Below are 24,944 nucleotides of genomic sequence, written 5' to 3' on the forward strand. Positions count from 1 at the left end.
GCCACATCATCGAGCGCGACGAGCGCCTCGCTGGCTGGCGGCGGGACTGCGACGGTCGGCGCGGGCACGACGGCGACCACGGCAACCGCCTCTGCGACCACCGGAATGTCGGGGGTCGCGGCGGGCGTGGGAAGCTTCCTCATCCCTGCCGTAGCGGTGGTCGGCGTGACGGCGATTGCGGTTGCTGGCGCGGGCTACTTTGGCATGTTCGACGACGGCCCCCCGCCCGAATCGCTCGCTAATACGATTCCCGATACCCGCGTCACCAATCCCGATACTGGCGACCCAGGCGGCGGCTCCAGTGCCGAACCCGAAGGCGAGGCACCGCCCGAGACCACGCCGCCCGCAGAGGATCCCGCCGTGACTCCCCCGACCGGGGGCCAGAGCGGCGGCGCGCCCGGCGGCTCGACGGGCGGCGCTAGCGGTGCATCCACCGTTGGCACGGGTGGTGACACGGGCGATACCGGCGACACGGGTGACACCGGCGACACGGGTGACACCGGCGACACGGGCGATACCGGCGACACGGGCGATACTGGCGATACCGGTGACACGGGCGATACCGGTGACGGAACCACCCCGACGGCCGTCCTGTCCCTCGGCAAGGCCCCCCTCGACTACCTGGAGATCCCGCGATCCGCTCCCGCTATCGGGATGGCCTTGTCCAACACGGGCGACGCTGACGCGGACGACATTGCCGCCACCATCACCCTTCCAGCGGGTTTGACCTTCGCGGAGCCCGTGGGTGGAGCGGGCTCATTGGCCGTTGGAATCGAGGCGCGCCTCGCCTCCTACATGCGCTTCGCGCTAGAGGGCTCCTTCTCAATCGGCGACTGGGAGTGCGCGCTCAGCGACGACGCACTCACCGCGACGTGCGAACTGCCCGCGCTGAGTGCGGGTGGCGATGCGGAACTGAAACTTGATCTGGACGTCAACGGGGATCTCGCGGACGACGCAAGGACGTCCTTCTCCGTCACGTCCGGCGAGCAGAACGTCACGTACAGCGTCCTGACGGGCCTCGAGGAAGAAGAAGACGAGGACGGCGTCGACGTTGACTACTCGACCGAGGGTCAGGTGGCCGCCATCCACGTGGGCGCCACGCTTCTCGGCTGCGACCAGACGGACTCCAAATGTGTGGACGTCATGGCGTATGCGGGGGATGCCAGCGAGGGTGACCACGGCGAAGGCTCGTACAACAACAACAGTTGGCACATGCAGCCCCTCAACGAGGCGGGTGGAGAGTCGAACTCAGCCTCGACCACACTGGTCCTGCCCGAAGGCGCGAAGGTTCGGTACGCCTTGCTTGAGTGGTCGGCGAACCGCTCGAACGTTGACGGCTCCTTCTCAGGTGACACGTCCGCCGCCATGCTGATGCTTCCGGGCGCCTCGACCTACATGGACGTCACCGCCGACAGCGTCGTCGAAACACCCGCAGACGGTCGTGTGTACTACCGTTCGCGTCTCGATGTCACCGATTTGCTCCCCGCCGACGCCTTCGCAGGCACCTGGTCGCTCGCCGACATTGCCATGTCCGCCGGGATGTACGACAGTGACAAGACGTACTATGCGGGCTTCGCGCTCACCGTGGTCTACGAAGACCCCTCGCTCACCAACTCCCGCGTAGCGATCTTCGATGGCGCGCAATGGATCTCCTCCGACAAGGACGCGAACGTGCAGTTCGCGACGTCGGCGGACGCGAACGTCACCATTGGCTGGACGACGTGGGAAGCCGACCGTGGCCTCCGAGGCGACAGTCTCGGGCTCGATGACGTCGCGGTCACACCGCTGCAGTGGAACGGCTCGACCACCACGGAGGGCAAGACAGACAACGCGGCGGATTCGACCGCCTTCGGTGGGAAGTACGGCAACACGCTCGGCGTGGACGCCAAACTCTTCCGGCCCAACCCCGTGACCTCGGGCCTCCATGAGGTCACCGTGAGCACCTCTGGCGACAACTTCCTGCTGAGCACGCTCACCGTCACCGTCGCTGACGAGTAGCCCGCCGCGGCGTCGGCCAGTATTCGGCTGTGACCGGCCTACGAAACGCCGTTAGGGTTCCACGGCAGGTCGAGTTGCCTGGCCGTGCGCAACGCGTGATCCACGCCAAGGTCGCGAGCCACCAGGTGCAGGGCCATGTGCATACCCGACGTGAGTCCGCCAGACGTCACGATCTCGCCCTCGTCCACCCAGCGAACCCCAGTCTGGGCCGCACCCACCTTGCCGGTCTGAGCAAGTTCGGCGACGTCCTCCCAGTGGGTGGTGGCGCTCTTGCCCACGAGTGCCCCAGCCTCGGCCAGGAGGAAAGCGCCGGTGCACACGGAGGCCATCACGTCGCTGGCACCAAGCAAGCCTTCCACGGTGGCGGCGAGCGCCGAATCCGCGACGGCCGTAGCGACGTCGACGGTGCCCGGCACGATGGCGATGTCGACCCTCCCTGTCGCAGCGGCATCGTGCAGCTTCGTCAGCGTCATGCCTCCGAAGGCCACGGCGTCGGCACCGCCTGAACTGACCAGCAGCACCTCGTACTGCGGTGGAAGGCCGTCGCGCTCGGCAAGTCGGGACGCGGTGAGGAACACCTCGTAGGGTCCCCCCGCATCAATCAGGTCAAAGCCGTCAAAGAGCAGTATCGCCACGCGTCGTGTCATGAGCCCAACTTACCCAGCGCGCACGGTGCCGCGGCGGTGGGACATGGACCCTTCGCGCGTGCGACTAGACGATGACGGATGACGTGGTGCGACGCCTCACAATGAACCACAAGCTCGCCTGGCCCACCGCGAGAGCGCCGAGCATCACCACCGCCATCGCGGTCGGAGTGTTGCCCAGGACGCCGACGAGTGGCGAGACCGCCCCCGCCACTCCCATGTTGGCCGCGCCGACGACCGACGCTGCGGTACCCGCCTCAGACGCGTGATCCGCAAGGGCCATCACTTGGACCGTTGGCATGACAAGCCCCGCAGGCGCCACCACAAAGAACAGCGGGATGATCACCCCGAGTAGCCCGAAGTCAAACAGGGCGGCAACGAGCAGCGCCAGGGCGCCTGTCGTCATCACGCCGAGCCCCGCGGCGGTGACGACTCGCGGTGCCACGCGACGCATGAGTCGCGCCGAGATCTGGGTACTTGCCACGAGCCCTATCGAGTTGATGCCGAACACCAAGCCAAACTCCTGTGCCGACAGGCCGAAGACCTCCTGGAGCACAAAGGACGACGCCGTCAGGTACGCGAACAGCGCCGTGAAGGTCGCCGCGCCCACCACCGCGATACCGACGAAGGCGGGGTCCTTGATCAGGCGCCGGTAGCGTCGCGCGATCGTGGCGGAGGAGAATCGTCCGCGGCGCTCGCGTGGGAGCGTCTCCACGAGGATGAAGCCAGCCACCACGGTGACGAGCAGTCCGTACGCCGCCAAGAACACGAACACTCCACGCCACTCGACGAAGCGAAGCAGCTGGGAACCGATCACTGGGGCGAGCACCGGAGCGAAGCCCATGACAAGCGCGAGACGCGACAGCATTCTGATGAGGCGTTGGCCCCCAAAGAGGTCTCGCACCACAGCCATGGCCACCACCGCGCCGCCCGCCGCGCCCATTCCTTGCACGACGCGCCCCACCATGACCCACTCCACAGTGGGCGCCATTGCCACGCCGATGCTCGCCACGATGTGGACCGACGTCGCCACGAGTAGGGGTCGCCGGCGCCCCATCGCATCAGACAGCGGCCCCACGATCAACTGACCGAGCCCAAACCCGATGGTGGTCGCGGTCAGCGTGAGTTGGATCGCCGCGGAGGAGGTGGCCAGATCCGCCGCAACAGACGGAAATGCGGGCAGGTACAGGTCGATCGTGAAGGGCCCGAGCGCCACGAGAGCGCCCAGCATCAGCACGTAGGTGAGCCGCTGGGACCGGGTAAGGGTGTCGCCGTAGTTGGCGTGCGCTGTGGAGGTGGCGTCGGCGACGGTAGTGGGCGCAGTCATGAAGCGCGCTGCCTCCAGACAAGAGTCGATGCGCGACGGGACGCACGGGTTGGCGCCCGCGTCGTCGAGGGAAGGGTGCGGCGGAAGCCGCGATAGTCGAAACGTTTCGTGGCCCAGGCTATTCCACCTGCGGCGTGTCGCGCCAGTGCCAGTCGCGCGGAACCTACCCCTACTTCTTGGTGGCCTGCGCATTCACCTCGTACGAGGTGTTGGTGGCCTCGAAGAAGTTCACCAACTGCAGGGTGTCGTTCGCTGTGGCCATCCACTTGGCGGGGTTCGACACGTTGTAGTGCGGGTCAAAGCCCAGCTCTTCGAGACGGCGGTCAGCCAGATACTTGACGTACTGGTTGACGTAGTCGGCGTTGAGCCCGAGGATGCCGGTCGGCAGAAGTGCGCGGTTGTACGCCTCTTCCATCTCCACAGCCCCGATGATCATTTGCCGGATCTCGTTGGCAAACTCCTCCTCTTGGAGGTCCTCGTTCTCTTCAAGCACGGTGAGGATGAGGTTGATGCCGAACTGCAGGTGAAGTGACTCGTCGCGGATCACCCAGTCCATGAGCGAGCCGAAGTTGCGCAGCAGGTTGCGCTGGCGGAAGCTCAGCGCCACCATGAAGCCCGAGTAGAACCAGATGCCCTCGAGGATGATGTTGTAGGCCACGAGGTTGCGGACAAAGTCCTTCTTGCCCTCTGTGGTGGTGATGTCGAGGGTCTCCTCCGTCATCCGCTTGATGAACTTGACCTCGAACTCTTCCTTGGCCGCCATGGAGGGCACGGTCACGTGGGAGTCGTAGGCCTGCTCGCGATCAATCGGGAACGTCTCGAGGACGTACTCGAACGACATGCAGTGGTTCGCCTCTTCCCACATCTGCTTCGCCAGGTAGAGGTGGCACTCGGGAGCGTTGATGTACGGGTAGACGCCAAAGGCGAGCGCCTTGTTGACGAGCAGCTCGTTGGGGTTGAAGTACGACATGAGGAACGTGATGGCGTGGCGCTCTTCGTCCGTCATCTTCTTGAAGTCCGCGAGGTCCTCTCCGAGTTGGATCTCGTTGGGGAACCACGTGTTGGCAACGGCCTGGTCGTACAACTCCATTGCCCATGGGTAGGTGACGGGCTTGAGCAGCAGTCCGTCCTGAATGCCGGTGCCGAGGATTCCCATGAGTTACTCCTTCTGGTCTGCGTGGTCGGGGAAGCGGACTACTGGCACGACTCGCACTGGAGTCGCTCCATCGGGTCTACGGGGCACGCCACGCCGTCCACAACCTCAGTGTCACCGTCTACCGTCGTCGTGGCTGAATCGACCACCTCAAGCACGGTCGCGCCCTCGGGGGCCGCAGCGTCATAGCCGTCGTCGGCAGCATCGGAGGCAACCTCGGCCACCTCGCCGGTTGCGGTCGGCTCGACTGCAGGCCCCGGCAACGCCGATGGCGGAACCGCTGGCTGCTGGGTAGGAGCCGGCGCAAAGGCCTCGTTGGCAAGGGCTGCCATGACAGCTGCGGGTGCCTGGGCGATGGGTCGTGACGATGCGGGTGCAGGTGCCGCGGCTTGGGGCGCCGTGGGCGCCTCGACCTCGTCGACCGCGCCATCGGACTCCACCACAGCGTCGGCCGTCGCGGTCGCGGCACCAAAGCCCTTCTTCTTGGCCCCGCCAAAGCCCCCGAAGCCCTTCTTGGCTGGCCCGGAAGCTGCCTTGCCACGACCGTTGGCAGAGCCGGTCGAGTTGATCTTCTCGGTCTTGTTGACGCGCACGGTGGACTGCTCGGCCGTGTGGCGGGGCTTCATGTGCAGGTAGTACGTGGTCTTGACGCCACGCTCCCATGCGGCCGCGTACAGGTCCATCATCCGTTCGACGTCGCGGTCCTCGAGGTAGATGTTCCTGCTGATGGCCTGGTCGATCCACTTCTGGGCGCGCGCCGCCACCTCGATGAAGGCGTACGGGCTGAGTTGGAAGGAGGTCTTGTAGACCTCCTTGAGGTGCTCTGGCACCGAGTCGATCTGCGAGAGGTCCCCCTGGACGGCCAGCAGTTCGTCCTTGACGTCTTCCCACAGGCCCAGGTCCTGAAGGTCCTTCACCAGGTTGCGGTTGACCTCGAGGAACTTGCCTGACGAGGTGGCGCGGGAGAAGATCTGCGAGAACTGGGGGTCAAAGCCCGGCGTGGTGCCGGCAACGAGCCCGATCGACGCGGTGGGCGCGACGGCCATGAGGGTGGCGTTGCGGATTCCGCCCTTGACCTTGTCGCGCAGCGAGTCCCAGTCCTGACGGGTGGTGCGGTTGACAGTGATCGGCACGCCGCGGTCGGCCTCTGCGATGTCGATCGTGTCGAAGGGTACGAGCCCCTTAGACCAACCGGAGCCCTCGAAGTTGTCGTAGGAACCGCGCTCGCGGGCCAGGTCGGCCGATTCGTCGATCGCGTGGAACGACACGAACTCGACGATCTGGTCGATGAGGTCGTAGGACTCCTCCGACTCGTACGCCATGCCGAGCCGCTCGGTGACGTCGGTGAAGCCCATGACACCCAAGCCGATCGCGCGGTTCTGGCGGTTCGCGTGCTCGGACTCGGGGACGGAGGACAGTGTGATGTCGACCAGGTTGTCGAGCTGACGCACTGCGAGGCGCACCGAGGTCTCCATGCGCTTCCAGTCGATCTGACCGTCCACCAGGTGCGTGGAGAGATTCACAGAGGCCAGGTTGCAGACGGCGATGTTCTCGCGGTCCTGCGGCAGGCAGATCTCGGTGCACAGGTTGGACAGGTGAATGGTGCCCGTGTTGGTGTTCAGGGCACGGTTGTTGATGGTGTCCTTCCACGTCAGCCACGGGTGCGACGAGGCCTGCAGGGAGATCAGGATCGACTTGTACTGTTCGCGGGCGCGCATCTTCTTGAAGTTGCGGATCTTGCCGGCCTCCGCCATCGCCACGTACTCGGCGTAGCGCTTGGAGAACTCGGAGCCCACCAATTCCACCAGGTCGGGGGTCTCCGCCGGGTCGAACAGGTACCAGTCATCGTTCGCCGCCACGCGCTTCATGAACTCGTCGGAGATCCACACGGCCGTGTTGGCGGTGCGGGTGCGCCGGTAGGGGTCTCCGGAGTTCTGGCGCAGGTCAAGGAACTGGTGGAAGTCCAGGTGCCAGTTCTCCATGTAGAAGCACAGGGCGCCGAACTTCTTGCCTCCGCGGGACACGGCGCGCAGCGTCGAGTCGATCGTGTGCATGAAGGGGATGGGGCCCGTCGAGGTGGTGTTGTTCGACTTGATGGGCGAGCCCTCTGAGCGCAGCTTGGTGACCGACAGGCCGATGCCGCCGGTGCCCTTGGTGAGCCACATGACGTCGCCCACCGTCTTGGCGATGTGCTCCATGTCGTCTTCCATCTGCATCACAAAGCAGTTGGACAGCTGTGGGTATGACGTACCGGCGTTGACGAGAGTGGAGCCGGCGGGCAAGTAGTCGAGGCTCGAGATCTTCTCGTAGAACTTGAGGGCCATCTCGGTTGAGTTGGCCTCATTGAGGGACAGGCCCATGCAGACGCGCATCCAGAAGTACTGGGGCACCTCAAGGCTCTTGCCGTGGCGGTCGGTGATCATGTAGCGGTTGCGCATCGTGACCGTACCGATGTACTTCATGAGGTCGTCACGGCGGTGATCGATCGCGGCGGCAAGGGCGTCGAGGTCGAAGTGCGAGACCAGGCGCTGGTCCAGCAGTCCCTCCTCGACGGCGTCACGGATGTAGCCGGGGAAGCGAGCCTGGTGCAGCAGGGCCAACTCGAGTTCGCTGTCGTAGCCGCCCAAGACGCGCTTGTAAATCACCTTGCGCAGGAGCCGCGCAGCAACTGTGTCGAAGTGCGGGTCGTCCTTGACGTTCTGCACTGCCACGCTGATGGCGGCCTCGTCCAATTGCTCGGTCGTGATGCCGTCGAACAGCGTGATGGCCAACTCGGAGGCCACCTGAGTGGTGATGGAGATCTGGTCTGGCAGGCCAACGGCCGCGCGTTCGATCGCCTTGTTGATGCGATCAGCGTTGTATGGCTCGCGAGTGCCGTCGCGCTTGGTGACGTGGATACCCGAGCGGCTGGGGTTGACTTCAGCCACTGCTTGAGCGACGTCACCCTTGACGTCGGCCGCATTGTTCTCCGTGATCGTCACGATGCTCCTTTGGGGACAGAAGACCCGAAGGTCCGATGGCTGTGCCGACGGTGGGTCGCCGGACGAGACGCTTGTGGGACATTCGCTCGGGCTGGTCATGGGGGTCGTGGTCGCCCACGACCGGCCCGAGCGTTGGGTTCGAGAGTAACTCGAAAAACGAGGGTACGCAACAACATATAGGGGTCGATTTGCTTGAGTGCCCCTAGATATAGTGGTCATCCCCAGGCGAGTGTGAACAAGCTGTGGACAACACGGCGTGTCCTCCACACCGGAGGCCGCACCCTGTTCGAAACTCTGCACCCGCGGTGGACAACTACCTTGCAAGTGTCTCAGCGGGGTCTGACACGCGATCAGCGTCGGCGTGGGTTTTGCCACAACCGCGCTCACCCGTCACACTGATCCCGTGAAAAGCGTCTTGGCCCTCGCCGCCACCTCCGTCCTACTCCTGTCTGCCTGCGCGTCGTCCGGTAGCAACGATGACCCGTCAGCCCAGCCGGAGCCTGCGAAGAACTTCTGCGACGCCATGGCCGCAGCTGCGACGGTTGCGCCGCCTGCAGTCGAAGCGCTCGAAAGCCTGTTCACCACGATGGACGAGATGAGCGCGGGATCGCCGGAGGGAGCGATCGACACGCTCCATGCCGCTGGCACAGAGACGGCATCCGCAGCCACCGACTACGCCGCCGCGTTGGACGAGGCCGCCACGCTCGCCCCCGCTGGCACGGCTCCAGACGTCGAGACCCTGTCGGACTACTGGACGCTCTACGTGGTGGGGCTGGGACAGATTGCCGAGACAGCACCCTCTTACGGAAGTCTCGTCGACCAGACTTCCGCCCTCCAGTCGAGCGAAGAGGCCAGCGCGCTCATCGCCGAGCAGCCCGCCGCGCAGCAGCGCGTCAACGACTCCTACATCGCGGAGTGCACCACCCAGTAGTTACACCAGGCCGTAGAGACGGTCGCCAGCGTCACCCAGCCCCGGAACGATGTAGCCGACCTCATTGAGCTTCTCGTCGACACACGCGACCACGATGTTGACGTCGGCGGAGTCACCCACGTGCTCGCGCACGTGATCGATGCCCTCTGGGGCGGCGAGCAGGCACACGCATGTGACGTCGGTGGCACCGCGCTCGAGCACGTAGTCGATAGCAGCCACGAGGGACCCTCCCGTCGCCAACATCGGGTCAAGAATGAATACCTGGCGTCCGGTGAGGTCCTCCGGCAGCCTGTTGGCGTAGGTGACGGCCTCCAGGGTCTGCTCGTCGCGCTTGAGCCCCAGGAATCCCACCTCGGCGCTTGGCAGCAGACGCGTCATCCCGTCGAGCATTCCCAGTCCCGCCCGCAAGATGGGCACGATGAGCGGCGCGGGATTGGCGATGCGGGTACCTGTCGTGGTGGTCAGGGGTGTGGTGACGGCGCGCTCTTCCACGCGCACGTGACGCGTCGCCTCGTACGCCAGCAGGGTGACCAGCTCGTCCACCAGCAGCCGGAACGTCGGTGAAGGGGTGGTCTTGTCCCGCAATACCGTGACCTTGTGGTCAATGAGCGGATGATTCGCGACGTGAAGATCCATGAGCATCACCGTACCGCTCCTGAGGGCCTCGCAACGGTCACTGGCAGGGGCGATTGGGCTAGCGTGGCGCCCATGGACGATGCTGCGGCAATGCGGGAGGCACTCGCCGAGGCCCGAGAGGCCCTGGAGCACGACGACGTCCCCGTTGGTGCCGTTGTCGTGTCGCCTTCAGGCGTGGTGGTGGGCCGGGGACACAACCGCCGCGAGGCCGACTCTGACCCCACCGCACACGCCGAGGTGCTGGCGCTGAGGCAGGCAGCCTCCGATGCTGGCACGTGGCACCTCGAGGGACACACGCTGGTGGTGACGCTCGAGCCGTGTGTGATGTGCGCGGGCGCCCTCCTGGCCGCGCGGATTCCTCGCCTGGTGATCGGCGCGTGGGACCCCAAAGCGGGTGCCACCGGTAGCCAATGGGACATCGTGCGGGACGCTCGGCTGGCGGCGAAGGTCGAGGTGATCGCTGGCATCGAGGCCAACGCAGCGGCTGAGCTCTTGACCGCGTTCTTCACGGATCGCCGTTAGCGCGGACTCTTGGGGGACCGCCGCGGCGTGTGCGGTCAGGCGCACTGGTTTGGAGGGCATCGGTTCGGTCGGTATCCTTGTCGGCGGTGCCGTGTCCGAGCGGCCTAAGGAGCACGCCTCGAAAGCGTGTGTGGGCGAGAGTCCACCGTGGGTTCAAATCCCACCGGCACCGCCACGCGCAATGGCCCGGTCCCCTCTGGGGGATCGGGCCGTTGCAGTTCGGAATCAGTCTGGTGAGCCGGGAACGCTTTGGCTAGGAGTTGGCGGCCGAGAAGACGATGACCGCCACGACCCCGAGCCCGATCGCCACTTCGATGATGCCGAACCACCCAAAGACCACGGCCGCTTGCGCAGCGCCGCCGCCCTTTTCGCCCGTCTTCTCGATGGTGTCCATGGCGCGCCCACCCACAACAATGCCAATGACGGAGCCGACGATCGGCAGAATCAACGCCAATCCAAGGAACGACGCCACGAGCGCCAGGGTGGCGGAGCGGTTGGTGCGCTGGTTCGCAGGGACGTCCACTGCTATGCCGCCGGTGGGGGTGAGGGCGTGACAGACGGGCTCGGCGTCACGATCGGGGCCAACGGGTCAACCGGAATGATGCGCGGCGCGGGCTCCCTGGGCACCAAGTCGATCGGCAGACACTGCACGGGTGCCGACAACTCCACACCTGGGTCGAGTTCCGGCGCGTACTGGGGCCGAATCTGGTTGGTCTCGAACAACTCACCCAGAATGATGTCGATGACAGCGCCCTCGCGGTTGTCCAGCACCATCACGTATTCGGGAAAGTTGGCCGCCACGGTGTAGGCCTGGCGCAGGCCCTCCTCCCCAAACTGGATCCGGGCGTACTCGCTGTACGTACGGTTCCAGTTGGTGGCGGCGCCCGAAGCCGCCGGCACGTAGCCGCGGCCCATGAGCACTTCCAGGGTGCTGCCAGCGAGTCCTTGCTTGTCGGTGCCGTTCAGTACGCGCACGGTCACCTGGCTGGGCTCCATCGGGAAGTTCTCGTCATTGCCCTCATTGAGCGGCGCACACGGCCACTTGATGCTTGATTCAAAGTCCGGCGGCGGCGTCACGAAAGCATAGGTGATGGGCGAGTTGACGCGCCCCTGATAGATCGCGTACGCAATCACGGTAACGGTCGCGAGTAGCCCGACCAGCAGGCCGAACACCAGAAACTGGCGTTCCCTGCGGTGACGGCGCACCACCTCGCGCCGCGTGCGCAATGAGCGAGAGCGAGACGACACAGCCACCTACTTCTAGTTCGGACGGGTCAGTTGGCGGAGGATGGGGGATTCGAACCCCCGAGGGCTTGCACCCAACACGCTTTCCAAGCGTGCGCCATAGGCCACTAGGCGAATCCTCCAGGCCCCAGCATGTTACCCGAGCGGCGCGAGGTCGGCGAACCAGCGGGATGGGCTCCGCGCGCCCACGCCGGTACACTGGTGGCGACCCCTCACGCGGCGTTACCTCGCCCAACTCCCCCAGGTCAGGAATGAAGCAAGGGTAAGCGGGCTCTGGCGGGTGCGTGGGGGGTCCTTTCACGTCCAGGCGACGACGGACGCCGCCCTGCGCTCCTGTCAATCGGCGTCGGCGAGGCCGTACTTCGCTCCGAACCCGGCGATCATCGCGCTGAGGCCGAGTTCAAAGGTCCGATCTGCATCCCATGTCCAGCCGGCGGCGATCGCGGCCATGAGCGTGGGCATGTCCGTGCGCTCGAAGAGCTCGGGGCCTGGGGACGGAGCCTCTGGGCCGCCGATGGGCTCGACCACGTCGGCCATGAGGTGGCCGATCACGAACGCTGCGATGCAGTTGACGATGCCGAGCGCATCGCGAGGCGCCGCTCCCGCGCTTACGAGGCGCGCCGCCGCGGCCTCGATGACGAGCCCTACTGGAGCGGTGTTGACCGGTCTTGTCGCCACGAGCGGCAACACGTGGGGGTGGGCGCGCATCGAGGTGCGCATGGTCGAGGCAAAGGTGAAGACTGCCTCGTCCCAGGGGGCGTCTGGAGACTGTTTCAACTCGATGTCCATGTACGTGAGTTCTACTACGGCATCAAACAACGCGGCCTTGTTGGGGAAGTAGTGGTACACCGCCATGGGATCCACGCCGAGCTCGCGGCCCAACGTGCGCATGGTGAACGCGTCGAGGCCGACCTTGTCGATGAGGCCTCGCGCGGCCGCGACAATGTGCTCCCTGTTGAGCGCTGGTCGGGTCGGTCGATCGCTCGTGCCTGTGTCTGCCATGGTCACCTCACGTGCTGCCCACTTTAGTGTCGGTGGGCTGGAACCTCATGGCCGCGATTGCCACGCAGGTTGCGGTGAACACCCCCATGACGCCCAGCGCCGGCAGTATGTCTGCCACTTGTGCGCCGTCGAGCCCCACCTCGCGCAGACCCTCGATCCCCCAGTAGGTGGGGGTGACCTGGGCAATCGACTGCGCCCACGCCGGGAGCGTCGACGTGGGAGCAAGAGCGCCCCCGAATCCCGCCATCACCATTCCTGACATGTTGCCCACCACCATGGCTTGGTCGAGAGTCTTGAGTAGCGCCACCACGAGCACTCCCATGGAGACGACTGACAAGGCAATGCCGGTGAGGAGCAACCCGAGCGCCAGCATGGAGCCGGTGACGCGATAGTCGAAGAGCCAGGCGCTCGCGGCAAAGACCACCGCCATCTGGGCGAGGATGACGATCACGAGCGGGCCCGCCTTGCCGATCACCAACTCGCCGCCGGTGGCGCCCGCCGCGCGGACCCGCTGCCACGTGCCCCAGAAGTGCTCCCTGAAGAAGATCATGCACACGGTCTGTATCGACAGGAACGCGAACATGACGGCGAGGCCAGGCACTCCTGCCTGCGCACCAGAGACTCCCGCGTAGCCCTGTTGCTGGAGTTGAGCCTCGAGCGAGGGTTTCAGAAACCCGACGAAGATCAGCGGCATCACGATCATGATGATCGTCACGGAGGGGTCCTTGATGACGAGCCGGGCGGTGGTCCGGGCGATGGCGATGCTACGCGTGGGCGACATCGGGGACCTCCTCTGCCGAGAGACGCTGGCCGGTCACGGCCAGGAACGCGGACTCGAGCGAGGCGGGAGTGACGTCGACCGCCTCGAGGGTGGTGCCTGCGCCAAGCCGGGAAAGCGCGTCGGCGAGCACCGCGGTCGGATTGGCTGTGCGGGATTCGACTGGAGCGTCCCAGCGAGTGTGCCCGCCCTCCAGCGGCGACGGCCGCCAACCGGGCAACGAGGGCGGTACCCCCGCGGTGACGACGCTGACGGAGGGTGCCGCGTGTGCGTCCACCACTTCCTTGACCGAGCCGGTAAGCAGGATGCTCCCGCCGTGCAGTATCGCCACGTCTGCACCGAGGTCGCTCACCTCGCCCAAGTAGTGCGTGGTGTAAATGACGGACGCTCCTTCGCGAGCAAGCTCCTTGACCACATCAAGAATGGCCCCGCGCGCGGCCACGTCGGCCCCCACGGTGGGCTCGTCGAGGAACAGGACGGCTGGCCGATGCATGAGCGCCATCGCGGTGTGGAGCCTGCGGGCCTGCCCGCCAGAGAGCGTGTCCGCGCGCTGCGCGAGTTGCGGCGCGAGATCGAGAGCGTCGACCACCGCATCGACACGCTCGCGCGTGGCCCGCTTGCCCATTCCAGCAAGCTCCGCAAAGGTCACCAGGTTCTGCCGTACCGAGAGCATCGGGTAGACACCAAGTTCCTGCGGGGCGAGGCCGACGAGCCCCGCGGCGCGGCGCCGGTCGCTCGCAACGTCGACACTCGCGCTGCGGCCCTCTCCCACGCGCACCGTGCCAGCGTCGGCGGTGATGAGACCCGCCGCGATGGAGATGAGAGTGGTCTTGCCTGCGCCGTTGGAACCTATGAGTCCCATGATCCGCCCGGCGGGTACCGCGAGGTTCACGCCGTCCAGCACCGGCGTCTGGCCGTAGCTCTTGCTCACATCCTCGATGACGAGCATCGTCGTCCCTTTCCTGATTCTACACTGTAGAAGTCTTCTACGTTGTAGAACCGTACGCCGATGGTGCCGTCCGCGCAACTCCTGGCCCCGACGTCGGCCCCGCGGGCTAGGCTCGTGCCTGTGAGTACCGCCCTGTATCGCCGCTATCGCCCCGACACCTTCGCCGACGTGGTGGGACAAGAGCACGTCACGGCGCCCCTCATGCAGGCCTTGCGTGCAGACAGGGTCGCGCACGCCTACCTCTTTTCCGGCCCGCGCGGCTGCGGCAAGACCACGTCGGCCCGCATCCTGGCTCGCTGCCTCAACTGCGCCGAAGGGCCTACGGATACCCCGTGCGGCACGTGCGACTCCTGCGTCGAGTTGGCGCGCGGGGGCTCCGGCTCCGTCGACGTCGTCGAGATCGACGCGGCCTCGCACAACGGCGTGGACGATGCCAGGGAGTTGCGTGAACGCGCGGCCTTCGCGCCAGCCAGGGATCGGTACAAGATCTTCATCCTGGATGAGGCCCACATGGTCACCACCCAGGGTTTCAACGCGCTGCTCAAGTTGGTGGAGGAACCTCCCCCGCACGTGCGCTTCGTCTTCGCCACCACGGAGCCAGACAAGGTGATCGGCACCATCCGTTCCCGCACGCATCACTACCCATTCCGTTTGGTTCCGCCAGCGGTACTGACCGACTACCTCGCGCAGTTGGCCGGGGCTGAAGGCGTCGACATCGCCGACGGCGTGCTTCCGCTCGTCGTGCGCGCTGGCGGCGGCTCCGTGAGGGACTCCCTGTCAGTCCTGGACCAGTTGATCGCGGGCTCCGACGACAGCGGCGTCAGTTATGAGCGGGCCATCTCGCTGCTCGGCTTCACCGACGCCACGCTTCTTGACGACGCGGTAGACGCGATTGCCGCAGCCGACGGCTCCTCTTTGTTCTCCGTGGTGGGGCGCGTGGTGGAGACCGGCCACGAGCCGCGCCGATTCGTGGAGGACCTCTTGGAACGCCTTCGCGACCTCATCGTGCTGGCCGCTTCCGGCACCTCTGGGGCGCAGGCCCTGGCGGTCGCGTCCGAGGACCAACAGGAGCGAATGGTTGACCAGGCGCGGCGCCTGGGGCTCGGCCGCGCCTCGCGCTCCGGTGATCTGGTGAACGACGCCCTCACCGCCATGATCGGCGCCACATCTCCCCGGCTCCACCTCGAGTTGCTGTGCGCGCGACTCATCGCCGCCGACACCGCGACCGGTGCGCCGACCCGAGCCGCCGCGCCTGTGCCAACCCAGACCCCCGCCGCCGAGCCGCAAGCCCGGAGCGAGGGCCGCTCCGATGCCTCTGGATTGGCTTCCGCTCGCGCCGCAGTCGCCGCCGCACGCGAGAGCGCCCCCGAACGCCCGGCCACGCCGGAGCAGCCCGCGACCCCCACAGAGGGTGTCCCGCAAGCGTCGGTCAGCCCTGCGCCCGTAGCGAAGGACTCAGCGGAAGAACCCGTGCGAGCGCCCACCGGCGACGTCGCGGGTGGACCAGCCGACTCCGAGTTGGTGCGCAGGCGCTGGCCAGAGGTGCTCGGCACCTTGGAACGCCGCCGCGTCACGTGGGCCATGGTCAGCCAGAGCGCACAGGTCGCGTCCGTCGAGGCCGGCGTGCTGAAGATCGCTTTCGACAACCCTGCCCTCGCGTCGCGATTTGGCGCGGGACCACACTCAGAGAACCTCGCGCTCGCCGTGCGGGAGACCCTGGGCCTGCACGTGCGCGTCGAGCCGGTGGTGGGCCCTGCGCAGGCAGGAACCGCCCCAGCGACCGCCGCGTCGACAGCGGCACCGCAAGCGACCTCCGATGAGTCGGCGCAGCAGCCGCCTGTGCCCCACGAGGCTCCTGCGGACGACGAAGACATCGCAGACGACGACGCCTCCTCCCCCACATCGCACCTGTCAGGAGCCGACGTGATTGCCTCGATGCTGGGCGGCACCGTCGTCGACGACGACAACCGCTAGTCGCGCCTGACCCGCGCACTGCCGCGAGGCGCGTACGGGCGGCCGGTAGCATCGATCACATGCCCATCAGCTTGAAAACGTCGGCATCGCCGTTCGCGACCTTGAGGCTACGATCCCGTTCTTCACCGATCTCGGTCTGACGGTGGTCGGCAGGAACCGTCAGTGGTGAGTGGACCGACACCGCCGTCGGGCTTGATGGCAACCAAGCCAACATTGCGATGCTCCAAACACCCGACGGTCACGGCCTCCTTGAACTCTTCGAATACATCCATCCCGAAGCAATCGAGACGGAGCCCACTCGCCCCAACCAGATCGGGATGCACCGCGTCGCGTTCTCCGTCGATGACATCGACGAGGCACTGGCGATCGCCGCACGACACGGATGCCTTCCGCTTCGAGGCGTGGCGACGTACCAAGACCTCTACAGGCTCGCCTACATTCGCGGCCCTAGCGGAATCATCGTGATGCTCGCACAACAGCTCAGTCGCGCCTGACCCGCGCACTGCCGCGAGGCGCTTACGCTGGAGCCCATGTATGACGGCGCAGTGCAGGACCTCATCGATGAACTCGGGCGACTGCCCGGCATTGGCCCCAAGAGCGCCCAACGCATCGCCTTCCACTTGCTGAGCACCGACGCCACCGACGTGGCCAGGCTCGCGGAGTCCATCACCACGGTCAAGGCGAAGGTGCGCTTCTGCGACATCTGCGGCAACGTTGCCGAGGCCGAACTGTGCCGCATTTGTGCCGACACCCGCCGCTCCGACGAAACGCTGTGCGTGGTCGAGGAACCCAAGGACGTGGTCGCGATCGAGCGCACTCGCGAGTTCAGGGGCAAGTACCACGTGCTGGGCGGCGCCATCGATCCCATGAACGGCGTAGGCCCTGACGACCTTCGCATCCGCGAGCTGCTGACTCGCTTGGGCGACGGCAAGGTTCAAGAGGTCATCATCGCGACCGACCCGAATATCGAGGGCGAGGCGACTGCCACGTACCTGACGCGCATGCTGGCGCCGATCGGCATCACGGTGTCGCGCCTCGCCTCTGGGCTGCCGGTGGGCGGAGACCTGGAGTACGCCGACGAGGTCACTCTTGGCCGCGCGTTCGAGGGCCGACGCACAGTCTCTTAAGGAGGGTGGCCCGGGTGCCCCGGGTGGCCCCGGACGAGGTCGGGCCGCTACGCCACCCGCGAGCCGGTAGGAAGCTTTCCGTACGGCACGGACAGGCGGCGCACGCCCAGCGCCACGCCACCAGCCGCGAGCAACGCCTGGGCGGCCAGACCCCACGGCCACACCGGCGGCAACGCATCGATGCGGGCGCGTCGTTGTTCCTCCTCATACGTCAGTTCATAGTCGCACTCGTCGTAGGAGGCGGTGGGGCCCACCCGCGCCTCGCGCACCGCCTGCTTGAGGCCGCTCAGGATGCCCTCGTCGCCGTAGTAGTAGTTGTCGTCTAGGGTCGCCGGGCTGGGCGCGGAGTCGGCCACGATCACGTACGGGTTCACCGCGAGTAGCCACCACAAGCGGTCGGTGCGGGGACGGTTCTCCGTGTACGTGTAGTCGCGACACACGAAGTAGCTTCCACCGGCGTCCTGTTGAGCGTCGGCGGGCAGATCGTCTGGGTCGGGCTCTTCAAAGTAGTCGCCCTCGTAGTAGATGTACTCCCTGCTGGAGTACGTCACTTCGACCTCTTCTGTGAAGGTGACGGACAGCAGCCCAAACAGGATGGGCAGGACGGCCACCAGCACGGCAACGGTCGTGTAGGTCAGCACGGCCGACGCAGGGGTGCGGGCGGTAAGCGCCGACCATCCCAGGCCGATCGCGCACACCACCAGTAGCTCGAGGGCCAACACGGCCATGACAGTGAGCATCGCTAGGGCAGGCATGCGGCCGTCGAAGTAGGCGATCACGATGAACGGGAGCGCCACCACTAGGAAGGCGAGCGACGCAGCCCAGGAGGCCAGCAGTTTGCCCAGCACGATGTCCGCTGCGGACAGGGCGGTGGCTTGGAGAGGCGCCATCGTGCCATCGCGCACGTCGCCGTTGATCGACGTGGCCGAGAGGGTAGGCGACACGACCAGCCCCAAGAACAGCACGAAGAACACGACGAGCCCGAAGACCAGGTCGCCTGGCGCGCCAGACGAGTCGGAGCCCAAGGCGTGGGTGGCACCCCACACCAGAAAGGTCACTCCGCCGATGAGCACGGCCACGGACGCGAGCGCCCACTTCCACTTGGTGGAGCGGACGCGCTGGCGTAGTTCCAACTCCGCGACCAGGCGGACGCCTGACAGGGAGACGCGCCACGGCTCCCACCGCGACGCCGACGGCACGGCCCCGGGCGCAGGAGTCTGTGAGGTGGTGGTCATCGCCGCTCCGTCTCCATGGTCAGGTACGCCTGTTCAAGCGCGGATCCCACGGGCGCGATGCGCGCCACCTTGATCCCATCGCCCACAAGAACGGCCACGAGCGCGGCCGCATCCGCGTCGTCGGCAACGCTCACCACCGCAGCGGAACCCAGCGGCACTTGCTCGACGGTGAAATCGCGCGACGCGCGAGCGAGAGCTCCCGCCAGGTCGCCCTCGACGGCGACGAGGCGCCAGCGGGTGCGCGCCCTCGCGACCTCGGCGTCGGCCGCCTCTCCCAATGTCACTCCCTTGGACATGAAGACGGCGTCGTCGACCATCTCGTCGAGCTCCGCGAGTACGTGAGAGGAGACGAGCACCGCCTTGCCCTCGACGCCCAACTGACGCACCAGGTCGCGCAGCTCGACGCGCGAGCGGGGGTCCAGGCCGGAGGCTGGCTCATCGAGAATCAGCACCGGTGGGTCGTTCACGAGTGCCCTGGCGAGCGAAAGTCGCTGCTTCTGGCCGCGGCTGAGCACGCGGGCTGGTTGCTCGGCAAGGTCTGCCAGGTGGACCCGCTCCAGCAGCGAGAAGGCCCTGGCATCGGCGTCGGCTGGCGTGAGTCCGTAGGCCCTTGCGAACGTGGCGAGCGTTTCCCTGCACGTGAGCGACTCCCACGTGCCGAGCACGTCCGGCATCCACCCCACCGCGGTGCGCGCCGCCTTGGGGCTGGCACCGGGGCTGATCCCGCCGACCCGCACCTCGCCGCCGTCGGGCCGGAGCAGCCCGGCGAGCATGAGCATCAGGGTGGTCTTGCCGCAACCGTTGGGGCCGATCAGCGCGGTCACCGACCCAGGCTGGACCGACAGGCTCGCGTTGACGACGGCCTGGACCGATCCGAAGGCCCTGCGTACGCTGGCCGCCTCAAGAGCTGCTGCCATCGTCGTCACATCACTCATAGCGGTCAACGTACGGCAATCGTTGGTTCGGGCGGAGGGACTCGCCCGTGGATGACCTCCCACAACTTGCGCTCGATCCGGTAGCCGGGGGTCACGATCCGGCGGCCGTCGTCGCCATAGACGATGGTGGCGTAGCCGTCACGGTGAGGTGGCGCGTCGATCTTGCCGTCCGTGACCAGGGACAACCAGTCGGCGTGCACCGCATCGGCGAGGGATTGCGGCGCCCGGCCAGTGAGCTGGTCGACGCCGGCCCCACCCAGGATGTCGAAGCCGAAAGGCACATCGACGCAGTGCGCGGCACCGTCGATCGACGGCGAGCGCGATTCCCAGCGAAAGTCGTAGACCCACGTGGGCGCGGTGGCGCTCGCGCGCAGCGACGCCAGGCCAGCCACCGGCGCCCGAAAGATCGCGTCAGAGATGGCCATCCCGAGTACCCACGCTGCGCCTCTGCCCCCTTCGCGGGCCACCAACTCTGCTGCCAGCTCCGCGGGTAGTCCGTTGCGCTCCAAAACCTCTTGCGCAGGCCCGTCTCCCACAGCGGACCGCACCTCACCGACCAGGTGTCTGAACTCGTGCGCCGTTGACCCCATGAACAGCGTCTTGTCTGACCCCACCCCGTCGACGAGCGCCTGCGCCGCCGTGTCAGGGATGAGATCTCCGTCGATCACTGGGGCCAGCATCAGCGTGCCGCCAGTGAGGATGTCGTCCGCTGACTGCGGTGGCGGCGACGACGCTTCGCGCGCCTCCCACAGGGCGTCATGATCGACGGCTTCAAATGCGGCCAAGGAAGGCTGAGGCGCCCCGACTGCGCGGGCCACGCGACCACTTGCCTCTCGCGCCTGCTCGACCGTGATGGACGCGTCTGGAGGCGAGATGGCGAGCACCCCTGAGAACAACGACCGGGCCACGGGCATGGTGAGCAGGCGCAGCGCCGCCGCACCGCCTGCGCTCTGGCCACCGATGGTCACCCGCGCGGGGTCTCCACCGAACGCCGAGACGTTCTCCTGCACCCACTCCAGACCCGCCAGCCAGTCGCGGACGGCCCGGTTGTTCACGCCGCCGTCGATCCAGCCGAAGCCCTCGAAGGCAAGTCGGTAAGCAAGCGTCACGACCACCACGCCGTCGCGGGCGAACGCGCCGCCCTCGTACCACGGGCTTGCCGGGGAGCCGCCCTCGAAGCCACCCCCATGAATCCACACGAGGACGGGCAGGTTCGCGCCGACGGCGGGGTCCGGTGTGGTCACATTGACCGTCAGGATGTCGTCGCCGGGGACGGACGGCTCCGGGATGCGGGGGAACGCATACGGCGTCATGCGTTGGGCCGTGGGGCCATACGCGACCGCGTCCCGCGTTCCTTCCCATGGCGCTGGCGGCGCGGGAGCGGCGAAGCGCAACGGCCCCACGGGAGGCGCGGCAAACGGGATACCCCGAAACACCGCATGCGTGCTCACCGTTGCGTCGGCGCTCACGTGGTAGCGCCAGGCGCCGCGCACTCGCCCGGACGCCGTGGCGACTTCCGGCCCCGTCGCTGCCTGCTGTCCGTGGCTCATCCAGCGAACGTATCTGCCGGAGCCGGTCCGCGCCACCCACCGCGTCCCGCGCATCGTCCCTGGGCACTCCCACTACACTGGTCGCGCGCCTGTGCAGGCGCATCGGCGGCAACAATCGGAGTAGTGCAATGTCTCTCGTGGTGCAGAAGTACGGAGGATCCTCCGTCGCGGATGCCGACGCCATCAAGCGCGTCGCCCGTCGCATCGTCGAGACGAAGCGCGCGGGGCACGACGTGGTGGTCACCGTCTCCGCCATGGGCGACACGACGGACGAGCTGATCGACCTCGCCAACGCCATCTCCAGTACAGAGCACCCGCGCGAGATGGACATCCTTCTCACCGCTGGCGAGCGGATCTCGATGTCGCTCCTCGCCATGGCGGTGCGCGACCTCGGCCAGTCGGCGCAGTCCTTCACCGGCCCGCAGGCGGGCGTCATCACCGCAGGGGCGTACGGCCGTGCCCGCATCATTGAAGTGAGCCCCGGCCGCCTGCGGGATGCGCTCGACGCGGGCGACGTCACCATCGTGGCCGGGTTCCAGGGCTACAACCAAGAGAGCCAAGACATCCAGACGCTGGGGCGAGGCGGCTCAGACACCACCGCGGTGGCGCTCGCGGCCGCCCTCGAGGCGGACGTGTGCGAGATCTACACCGACGTCGACGGCGTGTTCTCGGCGGACCCGCGCGTGGTGCCCTCCGCCCGCAAACTTGACCGCATCACGTTTGAAGAGATGCTCGACATGGCGGCGTCAGGCGCAAAGGTGCTGATGCCCCGCTGCGTCGAGTACGCACGCCGCTTCAACGTGCCCATCCACGTCCGCTCGTCCTTCTCCGGCCTTGAAGGCACGTGGGTTGTGGGCGAGACTGAAGGAGACACCATGGAAAATGCCATCATCGCCGGTGTGGCTCACGATCGCTCCGAGGCCAAGATCACGGTCATCGGGGTTCCGGACGTGCCCGGATCCGCCGCCCGCCTGTTCGAGGCGGTGGCGCGCGCCGACGTCAATATCGACATGATCGTCCAGAACGTCTCCGCAGTGGTGACGGGAGTCACGGACATCTCCTTCACGCTACCCATGGACTCCCTCGCCGAGGCGACGGCGGCCATCGCGGCGGACAAGGAGACCATTGGCTACGCCGACCTGGTGACGGACGACGCCATTGGCAAGGTCTCGCTGATCGGCGCTGGCATGCGTTCCAACTCCGGAGTCTCCGCGCGATTCTTCGCGGCGCTGCGCGACGCGGGCGTCAACATCGAGATGATCTCCACCTCCGACATCCGCATCTCCGTGGTCACGAGGGCCGAGATGCTCGACACTGCCGTGCGTGCCATCCACAGCGCCTTTGGTCTCGACTCCGCCCAAGGCGAGGCCGTCGTCTACGGAGGTTCCGGCCGATGACCGTTGCAGCCTCTGATCTGACCCTCGCCGTGGTGGGCGCGACCGGCCAGGTGGGCGCGGTCATGCGCCAACTCGTTGCCGAACGTTTCCCCGCGGCGTCGGTGCGCTTCTTCGCGTCTTCGCGCTCGGCCGGCACGACGCTGCCGCACCTGGGCCGCGACGTGGTGGTGGAGGACATCGCGAGCGGCGACTACTCGGGCATCCACATCGCCCTCTTCTCCGCTGGCGGCGGCCCCTCCGCCGAGTACTCGCCACTGTTCGCCGCCGCGGGCGCGATCGTCATCGACAACTCCTCTGCCTGGCGGATGGATCCCGACGTGCCACTCGTGGTGAGCGAGGTCAATCCGGAAGACCTCAACTCGATCCCCAAGGGCATCGTCGCCAACCCCAACTGCACCACCATGGCCGCCATGCCGGTACTGAAGGCGCTTCACGCCGAGGCAGGCCTGACTCGACTCATCATCTCGAGCTACCAGGCCGTGTCTGGCTCAGGGCTTGCCGGTGTGCGCGAGCTCGACGGCCAGATCAAGGGGGCCTCTGCGGACGCGACCAAGCTGGTCCACGACGGCTCTGCGGTGGAGATCCCCGCGCCAGTCGTCTACACCGACCCGATCGCCTACAACGTGGTGCCCATGGCTGGCACCGTGCTCGACGACGGCTCCAACGAGACGGGCGAGGAGCGCAAGCTTCGCGACGAGTCTCGCAAGATCCTCGGTCTGCCTGACTTGCTCGTGTCGGGCACGTGCGTGCGTGTTCCCGTGTTCACCGGCCACTCCCTGTCGATCAACGCCGAATTCGAGTCGCCGCTCACCCCCTCGCAGGCCTATGCGCTCTTGGAAAGCGCACCGGGCGTGCGGGTGGATGAGGTTCCGACCGCGCTCAAGGCAGCTGGCGGCGACGTCAGCCTGGTGGGACGCATTCGGCAAGACCCCGGAGTCCCAGGGGATCGCGGGCTCGCGCTGTTTGTCTCAGGCGACAACCTTCGCAAGGGTGCTGCGCTCAACGCCGTCCAGCTGGCCGAACTGATCGCCGCGCGTCTCTAGGGCATTAGTTCGCGACGGCGGCGCGAGAGCCCCACTCGAACAGCGAAGTGTTGACGGGGTCTGCGAGGAGCGGTCCGAAGGCCAACTGCGCCGACCCGATCGGCACCATCCGCTCACGCAGCACGTTGCGCACCAGCGATGCCTCTTCACCAACCGGTGCGAGGGCTTGAGCCGTGACGCCCTCGTGGATGCGATCGCTTCGCGCCTCAAAGAGCGCGCCCACGTGCCCACCCAAGATCACCCTGGCCGGCGCGAAGATGTTGAGCAGGGACGCGATGCCGGCGGCCAAAGCGTCCGCCTGGCGGTCAAGTTCCGTGTTGAGTGCGGCGGAGGCGCGCTGCGCATAAAGGTGATCGAGATCATCGATTCCCACCTGGCCCTCGCCTGACACGGCCCAGATTCTCTGGATGTTGACCTCGGTCTCAAGGCAGCCCAGTCGCCCGCAAGCACACACGGCGCCCTGAGGGTTGATGAGGATGTGACCCAGCTCCGCTCCGAAACCGCGCACCCCCTTCACGAGGTGTCCGCCAGACACCACCCCGCCGCCAAGCCCAGACACCGAACCGTTGAGATACACCACATCGTCGAACCCTGCGCCCGCGCCAAACATCGACTCGGCCATCACTCCCAAGGTGGCGTCATTCGCCATGCGCACCGGCAGCGTGACCTCTTCCTCTATCAACGACACCAACGGCACGTCGCGCCACTTGAGGTGGGGAGCCTCCCTCACGGTGTTGCGCTGCTCGTCGACGATGCCGGGGATCGCGACGCCGACGCCCACCACCCGGGTGGTGGAGGGGAACTCCTTCGACACCTTCTCGAGGAAGTCCTTGGTCAACAGTGCGGTGTCTTCTGGAGTCAGGTGCTCTGGCGTCAGGATGGTCTCGCGCAACCGCACCTCGCCCCCCAGGCCCACGACGGCGCAGACGACGCCCGCCACATCAGGATTGACGCTCACGGCCACGACGTCCGAGCTGGGGCGCACCACGGGGCTTGGGCGACCCGCCTGGTGCGTGGCGCGCGGTTCCGCCTCGACCACCAGTCCAGCGCTCACGAGGTCTCCCACGAGCGCGCCCACCGTAGAGCGATTGAGGCCCGAAAGGCGAGTGAGGTCGGAGCGCGTCAATTCACCACCGGCATGAACGGCGCTCAGCACGAGCGAGAGATTGCGCCGACGCGTCTCCTCGTTGCGACTGCCGCGGACCGTGCGGTCTGACACTTCGTCACCCATAACTGTCCCGTCTTTGGGTTTGTTGTGGGATTCAGCATACCGACGCAGAGCCTCAGGGCAAGGGCGACCATCACGTCACCGGCGTCGTCGGGGTGTTCCCTCCGCGCCTGCGGCGCTCCGGTCAACCCCTCCTCGTTCGTTCGCAGAGCGAAGAGGGCCAGCCCTTGGGCTGGTCCTCTTCGTCTGCTCTCTCACTTCGTCGGGGTGACAGGATTTGAACCTGCGACCTCGTCGTCCCGAACGACGCGCGCTACCAAACTGCGCCACACCCCGTGAAAAGCCTGCC

General features: G+C 66.7%; 20 protein-coding genes, 3 tRNA genes, 1 other RNA gene and 2 pseudogenes. 10 read left to right on the plus strand and 16 right to left on the minus strand.

Annotation, left to right across the window (positions count from 1 at the left end; translation table 11 throughout):
• Window positions 1-1,998 (plus strand): annotated as a pseudogene (locus QZZ33_RS08615) (hypothetical protein); the annotation flags it as partial.
• A gap of 38 nt (window positions 1,999-2,036) precedes the next feature.
• Here QZZ33_RS08615 and QZZ33_RS08620 read toward each other — a convergent pair.
• The 4 genes from QZZ33_RS08620 to QZZ33_RS08635 form a co-directional block, all read right to left on the minus strand.
• Complete coding sequence (locus tag QZZ33_RS08620) at window positions 2,037-2,645, minus strand: DJ-1/PfpI family protein (protein ID WP_291379408.1); 609 nt, start codon at window positions 2,643-2,645, stop codon at window positions 2,037-2,039.
• Between the two features lie 64 nt (window positions 2,646-2,709).
• Window positions 2,710-3,969, minus strand: a complete 1,260-nt coding sequence (locus QZZ33_RS08625; protein WP_291379410.1) for a multidrug effflux MFS transporter — start codon at window positions 3,967-3,969, stop codon at window positions 2,710-2,712.
• A gap of 169 nt (window positions 3,970-4,138) precedes the next feature.
• Window positions 4,139-5,125, minus strand: coding sequence for a ribonucleotide-diphosphate reductase subunit beta (locus tag QZZ33_RS08630; protein WP_291379413.1), 987 nt, complete (start codon window positions 5,123-5,125; stop codon window positions 4,139-4,141).
• A 38-nt stretch (window positions 5,126-5,163) separates the two neighbouring features.
• Complete coding sequence (locus QZZ33_RS08635) at window positions 5,164-8,019, minus strand: ribonucleoside-diphosphate reductase subunit alpha (RefSeq protein WP_291379447.1); 2,856 nt, start codon at window positions 8,017-8,019, stop codon at window positions 5,164-5,166.
• A gap of 487 nt (window positions 8,020-8,506) precedes the next feature.
• On the opposite strand from QZZ33_RS08635, the gene QZZ33_RS08640 reads away from it, so the two are divergent.
• The gene (locus QZZ33_RS08640) at window positions 8,507-9,034 is read left to right on the plus strand and encodes a hypothetical protein (protein WP_291379415.1); all 528 of its coding nucleotides are present in this window, start codon (window positions 8,507-8,509) and stop codon (window positions 9,032-9,034) included.
• Here the strand turns inward: QZZ33_RS08640 and upp are convergent, their stop codons facing one another.
• The gene (upp, locus tag QZZ33_RS08645; protein WP_291379417.1) at window positions 9,035-9,670 is read right to left on the minus strand and encodes a uracil phosphoribosyltransferase; all 636 of its coding nucleotides are present in this window, start codon (window positions 9,668-9,670) and stop codon (window positions 9,035-9,037) included.
• 72 nt (window positions 9,671-9,742) lie between these two features.
• Here upp and QZZ33_RS08650 point away from each other — a divergent pair, with 72 nt between their 5' ends.
• On the plus strand, window positions 9,743-10,192 hold the full coding sequence (locus tag QZZ33_RS08650) for a nucleoside deaminase (protein ID WP_291379419.1): 450 nt from the start codon (window positions 9,743-9,745) through the stop codon (window positions 10,190-10,192).
• Window positions 10,193-10,277: 85 nt separating this feature from the next.
• A tRNA-Ser gene (locus QZZ33_RS08655) sits at window positions 10,278-10,367 on the plus strand.
• Window positions 10,368-10,445: 78 nt separating this feature from the next.
• Here QZZ33_RS08655 and QZZ33_RS08660 read toward each other — a convergent pair.
• The 3 genes from QZZ33_RS08660 to QZZ33_RS08670 form a co-directional block, all read right to left on the minus strand.
• The gene (locus tag QZZ33_RS08660; protein WP_291379421.1) at window positions 10,446-10,715 is read right to left on the minus strand and encodes a DUF4190 domain-containing protein; all 270 of its coding nucleotides are present in this window, start codon (window positions 10,713-10,715) and stop codon (window positions 10,446-10,448) included.
• 2 nt (window positions 10,716-10,717) lie between these two features.
• Complete coding sequence (locus QZZ33_RS08665) at window positions 10,718-11,440, minus strand: LytR C-terminal domain-containing protein (protein WP_291379423.1); 723 nt, start codon at window positions 11,438-11,440, stop codon at window positions 10,718-10,720.
• A 31-nt stretch (window positions 11,441-11,471) separates the two neighbouring features.
• Window positions 11,472-11,559: transfer RNA gene (locus QZZ33_RS08670), tRNA-Ser, on the minus strand.
• 81 nt (window positions 11,560-11,640) lie between these two features.
• Between QZZ33_RS08670 and ffs the strand changes: the two genes are divergently transcribed.
• Window positions 11,641-11,737, plus strand: an RNA gene (ffs, locus tag QZZ33_RS08675) — signal recognition particle sRNA small type.
• A 36-nt stretch (window positions 11,738-11,773) separates the two neighbouring features.
• On the opposite strand, the gene QZZ33_RS08680 is transcribed toward ffs, so the two are convergent.
• From QZZ33_RS08680 to QZZ33_RS08690, 3 genes are read right to left on the minus strand one after another with little or no spacing between them, the layout of a single operon-like run.
• Window positions 11,774-12,439, minus strand: a complete 666-nt coding sequence (locus tag QZZ33_RS08680) for a TetR family transcriptional regulator (RefSeq protein WP_291379425.1) — start codon at window positions 12,437-12,439, stop codon at window positions 11,774-11,776.
• Window positions 12,440-12,446: 7 nt separating this feature from the next.
• The gene (locus QZZ33_RS08685; RefSeq protein ID WP_291379427.1) at window positions 12,447-13,220 is read right to left on the minus strand and encodes an ABC transporter permease; all 774 of its coding nucleotides are present in this window, start codon (window positions 13,218-13,220) and stop codon (window positions 12,447-12,449) included.
• The gene (locus QZZ33_RS08690; RefSeq protein WP_291379429.1) at window positions 13,204-14,166 is read right to left on the minus strand and encodes an ABC transporter ATP-binding protein; all 963 of its coding nucleotides are present in this window, start codon (window positions 14,164-14,166) and stop codon (window positions 13,204-13,206) included. Before QZZ33_RS08690 ends, QZZ33_RS08685 begins: the two co-directional genes overlap by 17 nt.
• A 120-nt stretch (window positions 14,167-14,286) precedes the next feature.
• Here QZZ33_RS08690 and QZZ33_RS08695 point away from each other — a divergent pair, with 120 nt between their 5' ends.
• The 3 genes and pseudogenes from QZZ33_RS08695 (at window position 14,287) to recR (ending at window position 17,267) form a co-directional block, all read left to right on the plus strand.
• Entirely contained in the window at window positions 14,287-16,140 is a 1,854-nt protein-coding gene (locus QZZ33_RS08695) for a DNA polymerase III subunit gamma and tau (RefSeq protein WP_291379431.1), read from the plus strand.
• Window positions 16,141-16,225: 85 nt separating this feature from the next.
• Window positions 16,226-16,634: pseudogene (locus QZZ33_RS08700) on the plus strand (VOC family protein).
• Between the two features lie 36 nt (window positions 16,635-16,670).
• On the plus strand, window positions 16,671-17,267 hold the full coding sequence (gene recR, locus QZZ33_RS08705; RefSeq protein ID WP_291379433.1) for a recombination mediator RecR: 597 nt from the start codon (window positions 16,671-16,673) through the stop codon (window positions 17,265-17,267).
• Between the two features lie 47 nt (window positions 17,268-17,314).
• Here recR and QZZ33_RS08710 read toward each other — a convergent pair whose 3' ends face one another.
• Genes QZZ33_RS08710 through QZZ33_RS08720 form a run of 3 tightly spaced genes read right to left on the minus strand, consistent with a single transcriptional unit; the run spans window position 17,315 to window position 20,987 of the window.
• On the minus strand, window positions 17,315-18,502 hold the full coding sequence (locus QZZ33_RS08710; protein WP_291379435.1) for an ABC transporter permease subunit: 1,188 nt from the start codon (window positions 18,500-18,502) through the stop codon (window positions 17,315-17,317).
• Window positions 18,499-19,437 carry an ABC transporter ATP-binding protein gene (locus QZZ33_RS08715; RefSeq protein ID WP_291379437.1) on the minus strand — a complete coding sequence of 313 codons (939 nt, stop codon included), beginning with the start codon at window positions 19,435-19,437 and terminating at the stop codon, window positions 18,499-18,501. Before QZZ33_RS08715 ends, QZZ33_RS08710 begins: the two co-directional genes overlap by 4 nt.
• A 5-nt stretch (window positions 19,438-19,442) precedes the next feature.
• The gene (locus QZZ33_RS08720) at window positions 19,443-20,987 is read right to left on the minus strand and encodes a carboxylesterase family protein (RefSeq protein ID WP_291379439.1); all 1,545 of its coding nucleotides are present in this window, start codon (window positions 20,985-20,987) and stop codon (window positions 19,443-19,445) included.
• Window positions 20,988-21,115: 128 nt separating this feature from the next.
• On the opposite strand from QZZ33_RS08720, the gene QZZ33_RS08725 reads away from it, so the two are divergent.
• Both QZZ33_RS08725 and QZZ33_RS08730 read left to right on the plus strand, forming a co-directional pair.
• Window positions 21,116-22,384, plus strand: coding sequence for an aspartate kinase (locus QZZ33_RS08725; RefSeq protein WP_291379441.1), 1,269 nt, complete (start codon window positions 21,116-21,118; stop codon window positions 22,382-22,384).
• Window positions 22,381-23,427 carry an aspartate-semialdehyde dehydrogenase gene (locus QZZ33_RS08730; RefSeq protein WP_291379443.1) on the plus strand — a complete coding sequence of 349 codons (1,047 nt, stop codon included), beginning with the start codon at window positions 22,381-22,383 and terminating at the stop codon, window positions 23,425-23,427. Before QZZ33_RS08725 ends, QZZ33_RS08730 begins: the two co-directional genes overlap by 4 nt.
• A gap of 4 nt (window positions 23,428-23,431) precedes the next feature.
• Here QZZ33_RS08730 and QZZ33_RS08735 read toward each other — a convergent pair whose 3' ends face one another.
• The gene (locus QZZ33_RS08735) at window positions 23,432-24,646 is read right to left on the minus strand and encodes an ROK family transcriptional regulator (protein ID WP_291379445.1); all 1,215 of its coding nucleotides are present in this window, start codon (window positions 24,644-24,646) and stop codon (window positions 23,432-23,434) included.
• A gap of 211 nt (window positions 24,647-24,857) precedes the next feature.
• A tRNA-Pro gene (locus tag QZZ33_RS08740) sits at window positions 24,858-24,931 on the minus strand.
• Window positions 24,932-24,944: the final 13 nt, after the last annotated feature.

The sequence above is a fragment of the Demequina sp. genome (assembly GCF_016278775.1).
In the GTDB taxonomy this organism is placed as follows: Bacteria; Actinomycetota; Actinomycetes; order Actinomycetales; family Demequinaceae; genus Demequina.

Bases quoted from the DNA above. Each gene is read 5' to 3' on its own strand.
- QZZ33_RS08690 (WP_291379429.1), bottom strand. From the start codon at position 14,166: ATGCTCGTCATCGAGGATGTGAGCAAGAGCTACGGCCAGACGCCGGTG.
- QZZ33_RS08650 (WP_291379419.1), top strand. From the start codon at position 9,743: ATGGACGATGCTGCGGCAATGCGGGAGGCACTCGCCGAGGCCCGAGAG.
- QZZ33_RS08720 (WP_291379439.1), bottom strand. From the start codon at position 20,987: ATGAGCCACGGACAGCAGGCAGCGACGGGGCCGGAAGTCGCCACGGCG.
- QZZ33_RS08630 (WP_291379413.1), bottom strand. From the start codon at position 5,125: ATGGGAATCCTCGGCACCGGCATTCAGGACGGACTGCTGCTCAAGCCC.
- upp (WP_291379417.1), bottom strand. From the start codon at position 9,670: ATGGATCTTCACGTCGCGAATCATCCGCTCATTGACCACAAGGTCACG.
- QZZ33_RS08685 (WP_291379427.1), bottom strand. From the start codon at position 13,220: ATGTCGCCCACGCGTAGCATCGCCATCGCCCGGACCACCGCCCGGCTC.
- QZZ33_RS08715 (WP_291379437.1), bottom strand. From the start codon at position 19,437: ATGAGTGATGTGACGACGATGGCAGCAGCTCTTGAGGCGGCCAGCGTA.
- QZZ33_RS08620 (WP_291379408.1), bottom strand. From the start codon at position 2,645: ATGACACGACGCGTGGCGATACTGCTCTTTGACGGCTTTGACCTGATT.
- QZZ33_RS08625 (WP_291379410.1), bottom strand. From the start codon at position 3,969: ATGACTGCGCCCACTACCGTCGCCGACGCCACCTCCACAGCGCACGCC.
- QZZ33_RS08710 (WP_291379435.1), bottom strand. From the start codon at position 18,502: ATGACCACCACCTCACAGACTCCTGCGCCCGGGGCCGTGCCGTCGGCG.
- QZZ33_RS08725 (WP_291379441.1), top strand. From the start codon at position 21,116: ATGTCTCTCGTGGTGCAGAAGTACGGAGGATCCTCCGTCGCGGATGCC.
- recR (WP_291379433.1), top strand. From the start codon at position 16,671: ATGTATGACGGCGCAGTGCAGGACCTCATCGATGAACTCGGGCGACTG.
- QZZ33_RS08680 (WP_291379425.1), bottom strand. From the start codon at position 12,439: ATGGCAGACACAGGCACGAGCGATCGACCGACCCGACCAGCGCTCAAC.
- QZZ33_RS08730 (WP_291379443.1), top strand. From the start codon at position 22,381: ATGACCGTTGCAGCCTCTGATCTGACCCTCGCCGTGGTGGGCGCGACC.